The following is a 15,011-nucleotide window of genomic DNA, read 5'->3' as shown; positions in this document are numbered from 1 at the left end:
CCACCTCGCGGCTCAGCCGGCCGGGGGACGTACCGGTGGCGCCGTGAGGGATTCCACCGGCCGGGGGGTGCTCTCCGCGGGCCGGGGGTCGACCGGCGGGGCGAGCCGGTCGGGGCGGGGCACGCCGCCGACGCCGGACTCCTCGGCGGCGATCTTCTCCTGGAGGCGGAGGATGCCGTGCAGCAGCGCCTCCGGGCGGGGCGGGCAGCCGGGCACGTAGACGTCGACCGGGATGAGCTGGTCGACACCCTTCGTCACCGAGTAGGAGTCCCAGTAGGGTCCGCCGCAGTTCGAGCAGGCGCCGAACGAGATGACGTACTTCGGCTCGGGCATCTGGTCGTAGAGCCGCTTGATCGCCGGAGCCATCTTGTCGGTGACCGTGCCGGAGACCACCATGAGGTCGGCCTGGCGGGGGCCGTGGGCGAACGGGATCACGCCGAGCCGCATGAAGTCGTGCCGGCCCATGCTGGTGGCGATGAACTCGATGGCACAGCAGGCCAGCCCGAAGTTGAACACCCAGAGGGAGTAGCGGCGGCCCCAGTTCAGCACGAACCGGATCGGCTCGCCGAGCACGGCCGGCAACTGCACCTCGGGCCTCCCTCCCTCGCCTGTCTCCGAGTTGACAGTCAACCACAGCGCCGGAGGGGGCAACCGGCGCAACCTGGGGTCGCGTCGGGGCGTGTGACGGGCGTGACCGCGTTCGCGGCACCCGCACGGGGAGGACCACTTGACGGTGACGAGGGAGCCGCGGCTCGACGAGCCGCCACCCGGGAGGACGGCGGGGCGCCCGGACGAACGCGGGGCGGTCGACTTCGACGGGGTCTACCACGCGCACTTCCGGCCCCTGACGCTCCAGCTCGCCGCGTACTGCGGTGACCTGTCGCAGGCGCAGGACCTGGTGCAGGAGGCGTTCTGCCGGGCGTTCGCCCGGTGGTCGCGGGTGTCCCGCTACGACGACCCGGTGGCCTGGGTCCGCCGGGTCGCCTGGAACCTGGCCACCAGCCGGTGGCGGCGGCTGCGCACGGCCCAGTCCTGGCTGCACCGGCAGCGCGAGGAGCACGTGCCGGGTCCGGGCCCGGACCGGGTGGCGCTGACCGCCGCGCTGGCCCAGCTGCCCACCACCCAGCGGCGCGCCGTGGTGCTGCACTACCTGGCCGATCTCACGGTGGGGCAGATCGCGGAGCAGGAGGGGGTGCCGGAGGGCACGGTGAAGTCCTGGCTGCACCGGGGACGGGCCGCGTTGGCGGCCCAGCTCACCACCACGAACGAGGTGAACCACCATGAGTGAGCGGGACGACATCCTGGTCGGCGGCGAGTTCGCCGCGTTCCGTGAGGCGTACGCACCGGCGGTGCACCCGGCCGGGACGGCGGCGGTGCGGGAGACGGTCCGCCGCCGGCGCCGGCGTGCCGCCGTGGTGACGGCGGCGGCCGCGGTGCTCGCGGTGGTCATCCCGGTGGGCGCGAACGCCGCCCTGCACCGGCCCGATCCGGCACCCGGGCCGGCGCAGACCGCCACCCCGACCCCGTCGGAGACGTCCGTCTCGCCGACCCCGCCCCCGCCGGCGCCGAGCACGGCCAGCCCCACCTCGGCCGCCCCGGACGGGCGCATCACCCGGTCGCAGCTGCTCGCCGCCCGGGTCGACCTGGCGGCCTGGCCGGGGTACGCCCCGAAGACCTGCGTGAGCGACAACGTCCGGCTCCGGTCCGGGCCGCTGAGGGACTCGGTGCCGACGCTGCTGGCCGGTCCCCGTCACGGCGACCTGGACGGTGACGGCGCGACCGAGACGGTGGCCCTGATCGCCTGCCGCTACGGCGAGGTCTTCGCCAAGCAGGTGCTGGCCTTCGACCGGGACGCCGCCGGCCGGATCGTCACCATGGGCCGGGTGGTCGGCACCCGCGAGGGGATGGACGACATCACCGACTTCTCGGTGCAGGACGACGGGAGGATCCGCGCGTACGTGGCCGACATCCAGCCCTGCTGCGACACGCCGGCGTGGTCGCCGCAGCGGCAGTGGCGGACGTACGCCTGGACCGGCGAGCGGTTCAGCCAGACCGCCGGGCCGACGAGGTTCGGCGTGGACCCCCGCCTGACCGACCTCACCCTGACCGCCGGCGACCTCGTCGTCGGGCCGGCCGACGGGACCGGCAACCGCACCGCCACGGTGACCGTCACGGTGGTGAACAAGGGACCGGTGGACGTGGCGCAGCTGGGCTTCTCCGACTTCTACACCATCGGGGAGCCGGCGGGCGGGGACCTGAGCCGGTGCCGGACCGTGCTGTCGGAGGGGTCGGAAGCGTGCCTCCTGGACGGCCTGCCGGCCGGCAAGCGGAGGACGTACACCTTCACGTTCCGCTGCGACCCGCCGGAGGTCGCCGACGGCCAACCGGCCCTCGGGGTCGTCCACTACGACTCGGAGGAGCGGTACTGGAACGACCTGAGCGGGAAGGACAACCACGTCAGGCTGCGCACGACCGGCTAGACACACCCGTCGTGTTGGCGACAGAGCAGGGCGCAACCGACCGTCCACTTCGGACGTGGAGCCGGCATCGGACGGCGGAGGCGCCGCCGTCCACCAAACGGGGATTCACGGGAGGACCAGCATGACCACACGCACGACACGGGCCGCCACCGCGCTGCTCGGCGGGGCCGTCGCCCTGCTCACCCTGGCCGCACCGGCCGCCGCCGCGCCGGCCGGGACAACCGGCGGCAACGATCACCGAGCCGGCCGGCGCGTCGTTCGCCACCATCGAGCCGGGCGGCGCCTGCCTCTACGACCGGCTCGTCGAGAACCGGCTCGTGATCGGTTGCGCGGGCGACCGGATCGAGGCCGGGCGCAGCGTCACCTTCCGGCTCGGCTTCCACGTCTGGACCACCACCCGCGACCACGCGATGGTCGCCGGCGGCGGGCGGATCGAGGTGCGCCCCGACGGCGCCACCCGGGCCTCCGACGCCACCGGCTTCACCACTCTCTTCCGTTCCACCACGGGCAGCCTGCGCACGCCCCGCCCGTACGTCCAGGCGACGCGGACCGACCTCGGCATCCGGAGCGGCACGGCCGTGCTGAGCCGGCAGCCGGACGGCAGGCTGCTCGGGCGGATGCCGGTCACCGTGCGGTACGGCAACGACGCACCGACCTTCCTGCTCGACGTCGCCGCCGCCCTGCCCAGCGGGGTGACGGTCCACCACGTCGAGCCGCCGGACCTGCCGAGCTTCCCGGACTGGTTCACGGTGCCCGGTGGCCGGTTCATGCCGGGCGAGGAGCGCACGTTCGACGTCTTCCTCAGCGCGCCCGCCGGCACGCCGGCCGGTGACCTGGGCACCGGCACGTTCACCCTGGTGGGGAGCTACTTCGGCGGGGCCGACGCGCAGGACGTGGACCCGGCGGACAACAGCACCTCGTTCACGGTCACGGCGGTCGGCGCGAGCTGACCGGAGCCGGCGAGGCCCGTCCGGGGTTCCCCGGACGGGCCTCGTGTCGCTTCCGTGCGCGCGGTCAGGAGAAGGCGATCCCCGTGCCGTGCGGCAGCCAGTAGCCGGTGAGGTCGCCGGAGGTGACCTCGTAGCTGAGCCGGCCGTTCATCCAGGCGCTGGCCTGCACGGACAGGGTCGACTCGCCGTCGGTCTTGATCTCCTTGGAGCCGACGACCTTGCCGGCGTCGTCGTAGGCGTACCCGGTGTAGCTGCCCGGTGCGACCGTGATCTCCCGGGCCGGGGCGTACCGGTGTTCCACCGCCTTGCCGAGGAGGACCCGCTGGCCGTACTCCTCCGGCACCAGGTACCCGGCCAGTGGCCCACCGGTGATCCGGTAGTAGATGCCCCGGTTGCGGACCCGGATCCGCTGGTCGGCGGCCGCCCGGGTCGGCTTGCTGAAGGACGCCGACTTCTCCCCGGTGACGGCGCCCTTGACGTCGAAGGTGTAGCCCTTGTGGGTGCCGGCCTCGAACTGCACGGTGCCCTTGAGGTCCGGCACCGGGTAGTCGGAGCGGAGGTTGTACGCCAACTCGGCGAAGGCCGGCGCGTGGGTCACCCCGTAGAGGCTGAGGGTCTGCCGGGTGTGCACCTGGTGGTACTTCACGTGGTTGTGGGTGCACTTGATCGAGTACCGGCTCGCCCAGTCCTCCACCCGGATCTTCGACGGCAGGTATCGGCGGACGGTGCTGGCCGCCCCGTCGAAGATCGTGACCGCGCGGCTGTCCTTGGTGATCCGCCAGTAGTCGTAGACGCCGAACATGGAGAAGATGTGGCCGTTCATCACCCGCTCGCCGCGGAGGGCATCGCTCTCCGGGTATTCCTCGAGCCAGAGGTAACCGTCGGGGTCGGTCCAGACGGCCCAGGGGGCCTTCTCGTCCGGGGGCAGGGTGAGGCTGAGGAAGGTCTTGTCCGCCGCTTCCTTCCACTTGGCGTCGCCGGTCTCCTCGAACAGCCGCACGAAGACGCTGAGCAGCTGCCCCTGCGACATGCCGCTGTACCAGGTGGCCTTGATGACCGGGCGCCCCTTGCATCGAGTGAGATCGAATTCATAGGGGTACCACCAGGCGCCGCGCGACTCCACCCGCCGGTCCAGGTTCCGCTGGGCGTTCGCGATTGCCCGGTCCAGGTACCGGCGGTCCTTGGTGGCCTCCCAGCTGGTGAGGTTGCGCAGCGCCCACTGCGCCTGCGCGACCGGGTGGTCCCAGAGCTTGTCGTCCTTCTTGAACATCCGCACGCCCTGGTCGTCGTGCTGCCCCGCGTCGACCAGCAGCGCCGGCTCCTCTTCCTTGGACGGCAGGGCCTCGGCGGACACGCCGTACAGCTGATAGCCGTCCCGCTTGAACTCCAGGTCGCCGTCCGACCGGTTGCAGGCGGCGAGCATCGGCACCACCCCGGCGAGCAGGCCCACAAAAAGGACGGCAGCCGTCCAACGGGCAGGGCGCGACCAACGCAGCTTAATCATCAAAATCCCCCGCGTATCTTCAACGTTGGGACGCTAGCGGACCCTCGGCTGATCACGCACCACCGGATCGGTCGACCTGCCCGGCCTCGTGTCGCGGCGCGATGGGCCGAACGGCCGGACCCCGGGTTACCAGGCCGGCCGTTGCAGCAGCCCGACGAACTCCACGAGCAGCCGCTCGCGCAGCCGGACCGGAGCCGCCTGGAGCAGCGTGTTCACGGCCGCCATCCGGTCCGGCGCCGCTCCCGCGCCGAGTCCGAGGCCGGCGGCGAGCCCGGCGATCAGGTCGGGGGTGAGCGCCTCCGGGGTGAGGCTGCCGGCGAGCGCCAGGAGCTCCGGCGGCAGCACGACCGGCCCGGCCGCCCGGGCGGCCGCCGCCGCCTCGGCCAGCGCCGGGCCGAACTCGGCCACCCGCGGGGCCACCGCCGCGGTCACGGTGAGGTGCACGCTGGCCGGCAGGCCGGCGTACGCGAGCTGCGGCTGGGTGTGCCAGCCCCGGGCGGTCAGCTCGTCCACCAGCACGAACAGGTCCAGCCCCGGGTCGTCGGCGGTGAAGCAGACCACCGTCGACTCCGGCTCGGCCACCAGCCGCAGCCCGTCGACCGCGCGGACCGCGTCGGCCAGCCCGGCGACCGCGTCCCGGGTCAGCGCGGCCAGCCGCAGGTAGCCGTCCTCGCCGAGGTGCCGCAGGGTGGCGTACGCGGCGGCGATCGGCCCGCCCGACCGGGTCGAGGCGATCACCGGGTTGACCATCGTGTAGCCGGGCCAGTCGGCGTACGCGAAGAACTGCGGCGCGCGCAGCCCCGCGTCCCGGTGCAGCAGCACCGACACGCCCTTCGGGGCGTACGCGTACTTGTGCAGGTCGACGGAGATCGAGGTGACCCCGGGCACGGTGAAGTCGAACGGGGGCACCGGGGTGCCGAGCCGGCGCAGCCACGGCAGCGTCCAGCCGCCGAAGCAGGCGTCCACGTGGCAGCGCACGCCGGCCGCCGCCGCCACGGCCGCGATCTCCGCCACCGGGTCGACGACGCCGTGGGCGTACGACGGGGCGGAGGCCACGACCAGGACGGTCTCCGGCCGGATCGCGGCGGCCACGTCGGCGACGGCCGGGCGCAGGGTCACCGGGTCGACCGGCACCGGGTCAAGGGCCACCCGCAGGTAGTGGGCCGCCTTGGCGAAGGCGGCGTGCCCGCTGACCGGCACCACGATGCGCGGCTCGGCGAGGTCGGGCCGGGCGTCCCGGGCCGCCTTGACGGCCAGGATCAGCGACTCGGTGCCGCCGCTGGTGACGCTGCCGACCACGTCCGGCGCGGACGTGCCGGGGCCGCCGCCGAGCAGCCGCGCGGCCGCCGCGACCACCGCGTTCTCCATGGCCAGCAGGGACGGGAAGGCGGTCGGGTCCAGGCCGTTGACGTGGGCGCTCTCGGCGTGCGCGGCCTGCGCAAGCTCGTCCAGCCCGGCCACACCGGGGTCGTAGACGTAGGCGAACAGCCGGCCGCCGTGCGTCGGGCGGTCGGCCGCCCGCAGCGCCCGGATCTCGTCGAGCACCCGCGCGGCGGGCACCCCCTCGACGGGCAGCGCGCCCGTCCCTGCCGTGTCGGTCATGGTGCTCGGGTGGTTCCTCTCGTGACGGTCCGGGCGGACGGGCTCACTTGGCTCACGCCCGCGCCGCCGGCGCGACCCCGCCGGGGGTGGACGCGGCGGCCAGCTGGGCCGGGGTCAGGGTGTAGCCGCGCAGCAGCACCACCGGGGCGGCGACGAGCAGGGCCGGCAGGACGCTGAAGCCGAGCAGCACGCCGAGCCGGGCGGTCGCGGACTGGGCCGCCGCGACCCCGGTGGACGAGGACACGTAGCCGGAGAGCTGGAGGACCAGGCCGTAGATGCCGGGGCCGAGGGCCAGGCCGAAGGTCTCCCCCGCGGTCCAGAGCCCGGTGAACACGCCGGCCTGTCGGCGGCCGGTGCGGGCCGTGTCGTAGGCGATGCAGTCCGGCAGCATCGCCAGCGCGAAGACCTGCTGGCCGGCGTAGCCGACCCCGATCAGGGCGACCACGGCGTAGACCCCGGCGGGCGGGAGCGCGGGGGCGGCGACCAGGGCGAGCGCGCCGGCCGCGAAGATCAGCGAGGCGGCGACCAGCGCGGCGCGCTTGCCCAGCCGGGCGCCGGCCCGGGTCCACAACGGCATGACCAGCAGCGCCGGGCCGACGAAGCAGGCGAAGAGCAGGGTCGGCCCGCTGTCCGGAGCGCGGAGCACCTGGTCGGCGAAGTACTTCACCCCGGCCAGCACGGTCGCCACCCCGGCGGACTGGATCACGAAGCAGACCAGCAGCGCCCGGAAGGGCCGGTTCCGGCCGGCGACCGCGAGCTGGGCGCGCAGGCTCGGCTCGCTCTCCCCCACCGTGCCGGTCGGCGCGGACCGGGTGCCGAGGAACGCGCCGACCGTGCCGGCGACGATCAGCGCCGCCACGAACAGGCCCATCCAGCGGTGTCCGGGCACGCCGTCGCCGCCGGCGCTCACCACGGCCGGGGCCACCGCGCCGGAGACCAGGATGGCCAGCGCGAGCACCGCGATCCGCCAGCTCATCAGCCGGGTACGCTCCGCCGGGTCGTCGGTCAGCTCGGCGGGCATGGCCACGTAGGGCACCTGGAAGAACGCGAACGCGGTCGCGGTGGCCAGGAACGCCACGGCCACGTACGTCCCGGCGGCCGGGCCGGACCCGAACGGTGCCGCGAAGATCGAGGCGAAAAGCACGGCCAGCGCGAGCCCGCCGCCGAGCAGCCAGGGCCGGCGCGCGCCCCAGCGGGACCGGGTCCGGTCGGAGATCCGCCCGGCGACCGGGTTGACCAGCACGTCCCAGGCCTTGGGCAGGAGCACCAGCAGGGCGGCCACCCCGGCCGCGACGCCCAGCGTGTCGGTGAGGTACGGCAGCAGGAGCAGCCCGGGCACCGTGCCGAACGCGCCGGTGACCAGCGAGCCCAGCGCGTATCCGGCGTGCACCCGGCGGGGCAGGCTCCCGCCCGTTCCTGTCATGGAGCCGAATGCTACTCACGTTATGTCGGCGGTCACATCCCCTCGTCGGGCGACCAGGCCGCCGTCATGTCCACCCCGGAGGGGCGCAGGGGGCAGCCCTCGGCACGCAGCCGGGCCCGCGCCTCCGCCTCGTGCCCCGGCGGCAGCCGGCCGGCCGAGTTCACCACCCGGTGCCACGGCACCCCGCCACCGTGCCGGGCCATGATCGAACCGACCAGCCGGGCCGAGGACCGCCCCGACCGTTCGGCGAGGGCGTCGGCCACCGCCCCGTACGACATCACCCGGCCCGGCGGGATCCGCTCGACCAGGTCCAGCACCGCCTCGACGTACTCGTCAGGTGTCACGGGCTGCCACGATATGGGAACGCGCCGGGGCGCGGCGGACCGCAGCGCGCAGAATGGTCCGGTGCGCGAAGCAGTCACCTCGGCCCGCCGGATCGTCGTCAAGATCGGCTCGTCCTCGCTGACCACCCCGGCGGGCGGCCTGGACGACGCCCGGGTCGACGCGCTGGTCGACACGCTCGGCGCGCTGGCCGCCGAGGGGCGCGAGGTCGTGCTGGTCTCCTCCGGCGCGATCGCCGCCGGCCTGGCCCCGCTCGGGCTGCCCCGGCGCCCCCGCGACCTGGCCACCCAGCAGGCCGCCGCCAGCGTCGGGCAGGGCCTGCTCATCGGCCGCTACGCGGCGGCCTTCGCCCGGCACCGGCTGACCGTAGGGCAGGTGCTGCTCACCGTCGACGACGTGACCCGGCGGGCGCACTACCGCAACGCGTACCGGACCCTGCGCAAGCTGCTCGACCTGCGGGCCGTGCCGATCGTCAACGAGAACGACACGGTCGCCACCGAGGAGATCCGGTTCGGCGACAACGACCGGCTCGCCGCGCTGGTCGCCGCGCTGGTCGACGCCGACCTGCTGGTGCTGCTGTCGGACGTGGACGCGCTCTGGACCGGCGACCCGGCACGCGCCGGCAGCACCCGGATCACCGAGGTACACGGCGAGGGCGACCTGGCCGGCGTGGACATCGGCGGCGCCGGCCGGGCCGGGGTGGGCACCGGCGGCATGGTGACGAAGGTCGAGGCGGCCCGGATCGCCACCGGCTTCGGCGTCCCGGTGGTGCTCACCGCCGCGCCGCTGGCCGGGCCGGCGCTGGCCGGCGAGCCGGTCGGCACCTTCTTCCACCCGAGCAGCCGGCGCCCCGCCGCCCGGCTCTTCTGGCTGGCGCACGCCACCGCGCCGCGCGGCCGGCTGCACCTCGACCCGGGTGCCGTGCAGGCCGTGGTCGGGCGGCGCAAGTCCCTGCTCCCGGCCGGGATCACCGCGGTGGACGGCGCGTTCACCGCCGGGGATCCGGTGGACCTGGTCGACACCGAGGGCGCGCCGGTCGCCCGCGGGCTGGTCAACTACGACGCGGTCGAACTGCCCGGGTTGCTCGGCCGCTCCACCTCGGAACTCGCCGCGGCGCTCGGCCCGGCGTACGAACGGGAGGTCGTCCACCGCGACGACCTCGTCCTGCTGTGAGGAGTGCTGGCATGAGCGTGGTTGAGCAGGCCCGTCGGGGCCGGGACGCGGCGGAGGCCCTGGCGGTCGCCACCCGTACGGCCAAGGACGCCGCGCTGCACGCGATGGCCGACGCGCTGGTGGCGCGTACCTCCGAGATCCTGACGGCGAACGCGGCGGACCTGGCGGCCGGGCGGGAGGCCGGGCTGAGCGCGGCCGTGCTGGACCGGCTGGCCCTCGACGAGGCCCGGGTGGCCGACATCGCCGGCGCGCTGCGGCAGATGGCCGCGCTGCCCGACCCGGTCGGCGAGGTGGTCCGCGGCGCGACGCTCCCCAACGGGCTGGAGCTGCGCCAGGTCCGGGTGCCGTTCGGGGTGGTCGGCATCATCTACGAGGGCCGCCCCAACGTGACCGTCGACGCGGCCGGGATCTGCCTGAAGTCCGGCAACGCGGCACTGCTGCGCGGCTCCTCCTCGGCGGCACACTCCAACGCCGCCCTGGTCGCGGTGCTCCGCGACGCGGTCGCCGGGGCCGGCCTGCCGGCCGACGCGGTGCAGCTCCTCGACGCCAGCACCCGCGACTCGGTCAAGGAGCTGATGCGCGCCCGGGGCCTGGTCGACGTGCTGATCCCGCGCGGCGGCGCGTCGCTCATCCGCACCGTGGTCGAGGAGTCGACCGTGCCGGTGATCGAGACCGGGGTGGGCAACTGCCACGTCTACGTGGACGCCGCCGCCGACCTGGCCAAGGCCGTGGCGCTCACCCTGAACTCCAAGACGCAGCGCCTGTCCACCTGCAACACCGCCGAGTCCCTGCTGGTGCACGCGGGCATCGCGGACGCCTTCCTGCCGGCCGTCCTGGCCGCCTTCGCCGACGCCGGGGTGACGGTGCACGGCGACGCCCGGGTGGCCGCGTACTCGGACGCGGTGGTGCCGGCCACCGACGAGGACTTCGACACCGAGTACCTCTCCGCCGACATCTCGGTCGCCGTGGTCGACTCCCTGGACGCGGCCGTCGCGCACATCCGGCGGCACGGCACCGGCCACACTGAGGCGATCGTCACCGACTCCCAACCGGCGGCCCGCGAGTTCGTGGCCCGGGTGGACGCCGCCGCGGTCATGGTGAACGCCTCCACCCGGTTCACCGACGGGGGCGAGTTCGGCTTCGGCGCCGAGATCGGCATCTCCACCCAGAAGCTGCACGCCCGCGGCCCGATGGGGCTGCCCGAGCTGACCAGCACCAAGTACGTCGTCACCGGCGACGGCCACCTGCGCTGAGCGGGCCGGCTCAGGCGGTGGGCGCGGCCGGCTCGGGCGGTGCCGTCTCCGGCGGCGGAGCCGGCTTCGGCAGGGGGACGGCGGGCGGCAGGACCCGGTCGGACAGCGGCGCCGGGCGCGGCGCGGGCACCAGCGGCGGCGCGGCCGGCTGCGGTGCGACGAACGGCGCGCCGGAGACCGGCGCCTCCGGGGTGGTCGGGCGGCAGGCGCGGATCGCCCGCAGCGTGGTGTGCACGTCGAACTGGTGGCCGTCGTCGCTGTCCCAGCCGCCGTCGCTGCGCTGGGTCTCGGCGAGCCGCCGCCGGGCCGAGACGAGCAGCCACTGTTCCTCGCCCACGTCGACCCGCCGCAACGTGGCGGCGAGCCAGGCCACGTCGCCCGGGGACATCTGCGGGATGCGCTCGGCCAGCACCGCCTGGATGCGGGCGGACTCGTAGTAGAGCTGCTGGCGGTGCAGCACGGCCGCGGCGAGCCAGCCCGCCGGGAGGAAGGACGGCCAGCTGCCGTCCGGCGCGAGCTGCGCGGCGAGCGCCTGCGCCGCGGCCTGCACCACCCCGGCGTACGCCCCGCCGACCCGGTGGTCGAGCGGCCCGGCGGCGCGGGCGTCCAGCCCGGCCACGGTGAGCCAGAACCCGGCGTTGGCGGTGAGGAAGAGCCGGGCCTCCGGGTCGCCCGGGGTGGCCCACTCGGGGGCGAACCCGGCCAGCGACGGGTCCTCGTCCCAGCCGCCGTCGGCGAGCTGGCGGGCGGCCAGCCAGTCCAGCGCGTGCCGGGCGGCGGGTCGGCCCAGCGCCCCGAGGTCGTCCAGCTCCGACAGGCGGTAGCAGGTGGCGTCGACCGAGGCGACCTCGCCGTCGAGCACCGCGGGCCAGCCGCCGCCGGGCGCCTGCCCGGACTCGGCCGCGTCGAGCAGGTCGGGCGGCACCGGGGCGCCGGTGCGTAGCCGGGAGAGGCGGGCGCGGTCCACCGCGTCGCCGTGTGCCACGACGAACCCGATCGCCGCGTCCAGATCCACCACGCCGGTCACGCTACCGGCGCAAACGTGGTTACGCCTCGGTAGCTCGGCCAGGGGTGGCCCGGCCCACCGGCGGGTGCGCGAAGGGCCCTCCCGGCACACCCGGGAGGGCCCTTCGACGGGGACCTCAGTACGCCGGCAGCGCCGGGTCGATCTGCTTGATCCAGGAGAGCACGCCGCCCTGGACATGCACGGCGTCCTTGAATCCGGCCGCCTTGAGCGCGGCGAGCGCCTCGGCGGAGCGGACACCGGACTTGCAGTGCAGCACGATCTGCTTGTCCTGCGGGAGCTTCGCCAGCGCGTCGCCCGAGATGATCTCGCCCTTGGGGATCAGCGTGGAGCCGGGGATCCGGACGATCTCGTACTCGGCCGGCTCGCGGACGTCGACGAGGAAGATGTCCTTGCCGGCGTCCTGCCACTCCTTCAGCTCCAGGGCGGTGATGGTCGAGTCGACCACCGCCTCCTGCGCCTCGTCGGAGACCGCGCCGCAGAAGTCCTCGTAGTCCTCCAGCAGGTCGGTGACCGTCGGGTTCTCGCCGCAGAGCACGCAGTTCGGGTCCTTGCGGACCTTGATCTTGCGGTAGCTCATCTCCAGGGCGTCGTAGACCATCAGCCGGCCGACCAGCGGCTCGCCGATGCCGGCGAGCAGCTTGATCGCCTCGTTGACCTGGATCGACCCGATGGACGCGCAGAGCACGCCCAGCACGCCACCCTCGGCGCAGGACGGCACCATGCCGGGCGGCGGCGGCTCCGGGTAGAGGCAGCGGTAGCAGGGCCCGTGCTCGGCCCAGAACACCGACGCCTGGCCGTCGAACCGGTAGATCGAACCCCACACGTACGGCTTGCCGAGTAGCACCGCCGCGTCGTTGACCATGTAGCGGGTGGCGAAGTTGTCGGTGCCGTCGACGATCAGGTCGTAGCCGGAGAAGATGTCCCGGACGTTGTCCCGGTCCAGCGCGGTGTTGTGGATCTCCACGTTGACCAGCGGGTTGATCTCGCGGATCGAGGCGGCCGCGGACTCGGCCTTGGACCGGCCGACGTCCGAGACGCCGTGGATGATCTGGCGCTGGAGGTTGGACTCGTCGACGGTGTCGAAATCGATGATGCCGAGGGTGCCGACACCGGCGGCGGCGAGGTACATCAGGGCCGGTGAGCCGAGACCACCGGCGCCGACGCAGAGCACCCGGGCGTTCTTCAGCCGCTTCTGCCCCTCGACTCCGACGTCCGGGATGATCAGGTGGCGGGAGTAGCGACGGATCTCGTCTACGGTCAGCTCGGCGGCGGGCTCGACGAGCGGGGGCAACGACACGGTGGACTCCCCGGGATCGGCGGTGGGACCGCGCCATTGTCGCTCGACCCGGTAGGGATCGGCCATGATGAGGGCCACGTCGCCCGACATGCGGGAGCGGGAATAACTCAGACCCCGTCGGTCGGCTCGCCCTCGTAGCGAACCCCGTCGACGTACGGCCAGGCGTTCGCCACGCACCCGTCCAGCCCGTACGTCTGCTGCTGCATCACCGGGGCCGGCGCGCCGGGCTCGGGGCAGGCCTGGTGCAGCTCGCCGAACTCGTGCCCGACCTCGTGGTTCACCACGTACGTCCGGTAGACCTCCAGCGGGGCGCCGTAGTCGGGCACCGCCTCCATCCAGCGGGCCAGGTTGATGACGACCCGGCCGGGCAGCCGGCAGGAGGTGTACCGCTCGGTGCTCAGCCCGCCCTCGGCACACATCCGCTCGGACGTGGCCGGGGTGGCCAGGTAGATGGTGAAGTCGGCGGCGGCCGCCTCGGGCACCCGCTGCACCCGCAGCTCGCCCGAGGCGATCCAGCTGCGCGGGTCGCCGAGAACCGCGTCCACGGTGGCGGCGAACTCGTCCACGTCCTGCCCGGCATCCTGCTCGACCTCCACCCGGTAGCGGCGCAGCGGGCCGTCCTTGCCGCGTACCGGCGAGCGGCCGTCGGCGGCGGCGAAGCTGCCGGGTCCGACGGTGGGGTAGCCGCTCGGCTCGGTCCGGGGTCCGTCGCCGACGTCGTTGGCCAGCGACGGGTCGACGGCGGGGAGCAGGTGCCGGCCGGACAGGGCCAGCGATCCGTCCGGTCCGGCCGGCCACCTGACCGCGGCCGCGCCGGCGCCCCCGACGAGCAGCGCGACGAGGAGCAGCACGGCACGCCGCCGGCGGCGCCGCATCCGGCGCAGGCCGGGACGGGCCGGCGGGGCCGTTCCCGGATGGGCCGGCGGACGGTCGAAGTCGAGCCGGGGCGGTCGGGGCTCGTCAGGCGGGTCGTAAGGGGACGACGACGTCATGCTCTCAGCGTGCCACGTCAATTCGGGCAATTAGCGCTTTTTACCGCTTCTCCCGCGGAATACTTCTCATCGCCACGATCAGGTCCTTCACACTGGCGGGCCCGTGTACCGCTTCCCGCCCACGTACGGCCACGGGTTCGCCCGGCAGCCGTCCAGGAACAGGGTCTGCTGCTGCATCACCGGCGCGACCCGGCCCTTCCCGGGGCACGCCTCGTGATGGTGGCCCAACTGGTGACCGACCTCGTGGTTGACAACGTAGAGCCGGTAGGTGTCCAGCGGGAGCTTCGCCGCGACCAGATGCGGCGCCGAGGTCCGCCACCGGTCCAGGTTGATCACCACCTTGCCGGTGACCCGGCAGGACGTGTACGGCACCCCGCCCACCCGGATGTCGATGCCCCCGGCGCGGCAGAGGCGACCCGCCGTGTCCCGGGTGGCCAGGTAGATCGTGAAGTCCGAGCGGCTGCCCGGCCCGACCCGCCGCAACCGCAGCCGGCCACTGTCCACCCAGCTGCCCGGCCCGGCCAGCGCCCGCTGCACCGCGTCACCGAAGGCGTGCGCGTCCTCCCCGGAGCCGTTCTCCACCGCCACCCGGAACCGGCGCAGCTCCCCGGCCCGGCCCAGCACCCCGCCGGGGCGGTCGTCGTAGCCGAAACTCCCCCGGCCGTGCGCGGGCACCGGACCGGGCAACCGCAGAACGGGCGCGCTCGGTACCGGATCCGCCGACACCGACGGCGACGCCGACGGCGACGGCGGCCCGCTCGACGGCGGCCCGCCGGCCGGCTCGGACGGCTGGGCCGCCGCACCGGCGTTGACGAGCGCCTCGGCCCCGACCGACGGATGTTGCAGCGCGGCCCCGATGCCGACCGCGGCGGCGACGAGGAAGGCGCCGATGACGACCGCGGAACGCCAGCGGCCGGCGGGCCGGGCGGTGGGCCGCGCGGCACGCGGACGGACGGAGGTGGGCATCC

General features: G+C 74.5%; 13 protein-coding genes and 1 pseudogene. 5 read left to right on the top strand and 9 right to left on the bottom strand.

What is annotated here, in order from left to right; translation table 11 throughout:
• Nucleotides 1–12: 12 nt before the first annotated feature.
• Nucleotides 13–588, bottom strand: coding sequence for an NADH-quinone oxidoreductase subunit B (locus NFX44_RS08780; protein WP_091317803.1), 576 nt, complete (start codon nt 586–588; stop codon nt 13–15).
• 139 nt (nt 589–727) lie between these two features.
• Here NFX44_RS08780 and NFX44_RS08775 point away from each other — a divergent pair, with 139 nt between their 5' ends.
• From NFX44_RS08775 to NFX44_RS08765, 3 genes are all read left to right on the top strand, one after another.
• Nucleotides 728–1,288 carry a SigE family RNA polymerase sigma factor gene (locus NFX44_RS08775; protein WP_262283007.1) on the top strand — a complete coding sequence of 187 codons (561 nt, stop codon included), beginning with the start codon at nt 728–730 and terminating at the stop codon, nt 1,286–1,288.
• Nucleotides 1,281–2,480: a hypothetical protein gene (locus tag NFX44_RS08770; RefSeq protein WP_262283006.1), complete on the top strand. Its 1,200-nt coding sequence runs from the start codon at nt 1,281–1,283 to the stop codon at nt 2,478–2,480. Before NFX44_RS08775 ends, NFX44_RS08770 begins: the two co-directional genes overlap by 8 nt.
• 317 nt (nt 2,481–2,797) lie before the next feature.
• Nucleotides 2,798–3,430, top strand: a complete 633-nt coding sequence (locus tag NFX44_RS08765; protein ID WP_262283005.1) for a hypothetical protein — start codon at nt 2,798–2,800, stop codon at nt 3,428–3,430.
• 64 nt (nt 3,431–3,494) lie between these two features.
• Here NFX44_RS08765 and NFX44_RS08760 read toward each other — a convergent pair whose 3' ends face one another.
• From NFX44_RS08760 to NFX44_RS08745, 4 genes are all read right to left on the bottom strand, one after another.
• Nucleotides 3,495–4,880: a D-glucuronyl C5-epimerase family protein gene (locus NFX44_RS08760; protein ID WP_262283004.1), complete on the bottom strand. Its 1,386-nt coding sequence runs from the start codon at nt 4,878–4,880 to the stop codon at nt 3,495–3,497.
• A gap of 180 nt (nt 4,881–5,060) precedes the next feature.
• Nucleotides 5,061–6,536, bottom strand: coding sequence for an aminotransferase class V-fold PLP-dependent enzyme (locus tag NFX44_RS08755; protein ID WP_262283003.1), 1,476 nt, complete (start codon nt 6,534–6,536; stop codon nt 5,061–5,063).
• A gap of 52 nt (nt 6,537–6,588) precedes the next feature.
• Nucleotides 6,589–7,959, bottom strand: coding sequence for an MFS transporter (locus NFX44_RS08750; RefSeq protein ID WP_262283002.1), 1,371 nt, complete (start codon nt 7,957–7,959; stop codon nt 6,589–6,591).
• 32 nt (nt 7,960–7,991) lie between these two features.
• Complete coding sequence (locus tag NFX44_RS08745) at nt 7,992–8,303, bottom strand: MGMT family protein (RefSeq protein ID WP_262283001.1); 312 nt, start codon at nt 8,301–8,303, stop codon at nt 7,992–7,994.
• Between the two features lie 13 nt (nt 8,304–8,316).
• Here NFX44_RS08745 and proB point away from each other — a divergent pair, with 13 nt between their 5' ends.
• Nucleotides 8,317–9,474 carry a glutamate 5-kinase gene (gene proB, locus NFX44_RS08740; protein ID WP_262283000.1) on the top strand — a complete coding sequence of 386 codons (1,158 nt, stop codon included), beginning with the start codon at nt 8,317–8,319 and terminating at the stop codon, nt 9,472–9,474.
• Between the two features lie 11 nt (nt 9,475–9,485).
• Entirely contained in the window at nt 9,486–10,727 is a 1,242-nt protein-coding gene (locus NFX44_RS08735) for a glutamate-5-semialdehyde dehydrogenase (RefSeq protein WP_262282999.1), read from the top strand.
• A gap of 199 nt (nt 10,728–10,926) precedes the next feature.
• Here the strand turns inward: NFX44_RS08735 and NFX44_RS08730 are convergent.
• The 4 genes and pseudogenes from NFX44_RS08730 to NFX44_RS08715 form a co-directional block, all read right to left on the bottom strand.
• Nucleotides 10,927–11,796 (bottom strand): annotated as a pseudogene (locus NFX44_RS08730) (hypothetical protein); the annotation flags it as partial.
• A 73-nt stretch (nt 11,797–11,869) separates the two neighbouring features.
• On the bottom strand, nt 11,870–13,117 hold the full coding sequence (gene moeZ, locus NFX44_RS08725; protein ID WP_262283171.1) for an adenylyltransferase/sulfurtransferase MoeZ: 1,248 nt from the start codon (nt 13,115–13,117) through the stop codon (nt 11,870–11,872).
• 41 nt (nt 13,118–13,158) lie between these two features.
• Nucleotides 13,159–14,043 (bottom strand): DUF3152 domain-containing protein, encoded by an 885-nt coding sequence (locus NFX44_RS08720; protein ID WP_262282998.1) that lies wholly within the window; start codon nt 14,041–14,043, stop codon nt 13,159–13,161.
• A gap of 87 nt (nt 14,044–14,130) precedes the next feature.
• On the bottom strand, nt 14,131–15,009 hold the full coding sequence (locus NFX44_RS08715; protein WP_262282997.1) for a DUF3152 domain-containing protein: 879 nt from the start codon (nt 15,007–15,009) through the stop codon (nt 14,131–14,133).
• Between the last annotated feature and the right edge of the window lie 2 nt (nt 15,010–15,011).

This window comes from Micromonospora sp. MA102 (genome assembly GCF_025460765.1).
Classification (GTDB): Bacteria; Actinomycetota; Actinomycetes; order Mycobacteriales; family Micromonosporaceae; genus Micromonospora; species Micromonospora halotolerans.
The sequence above is the reverse complement of the archived record's forward strand: the minus strand, read 5'-3'. Positions and strand labels throughout refer to the sequence as shown.

Excerpts from the sequence above, each read along its gene's own strand:
- NFX44_RS08770 (WP_262283006.1), top strand. The coding sequence starts at position 1,281 with ATGAGTGAGCGGGACGACATCCTGGTCGGCGGCGAGTTCGCCGCGTTC.
- NFX44_RS08755 (WP_262283003.1), bottom strand. The coding sequence starts at position 6,536 with ATGACCGACACGGCAGGGACGGGCGCGCTGCCCGTCGAGGGGGTGCCC.
- NFX44_RS08750 (WP_262283002.1), bottom strand. The coding sequence starts at position 7,959 with ATGACAGGAACGGGCGGGAGCCTGCCCCGCCGGGTGCACGCCGGATAC.
- proB (WP_262283000.1), top strand. The coding sequence starts at position 8,317 with ATGGGAACGCGCCGGGGCGCGGCGGACCGCAGCGCGCAGAATGGTCCG.
- NFX44_RS08735 (WP_262282999.1), top strand. The coding sequence starts at position 9,486 with ATGAGCGTGGTTGAGCAGGCCCGTCGGGGCCGGGACGCGGCGGAGGCC.
- moeZ (WP_262283171.1), bottom strand. The coding sequence starts at position 13,117 with ATGGCCGATCCCTACCGGGTCGAGCGACAATGGCGCGGTCCCACCGCC.
- NFX44_RS08720 (WP_262282998.1), bottom strand. The coding sequence starts at position 14,043 with ATGACGTCGTCGTCCCCTTACGACCCGCCTGACGAGCCCCGACCGCCC.
- NFX44_RS08715 (WP_262282997.1), bottom strand. The coding sequence starts at position 15,009 with ATGCCCACCTCCGTCCGTCCGCGTGCCGCGCGGCCCACCGCCCGGCCC.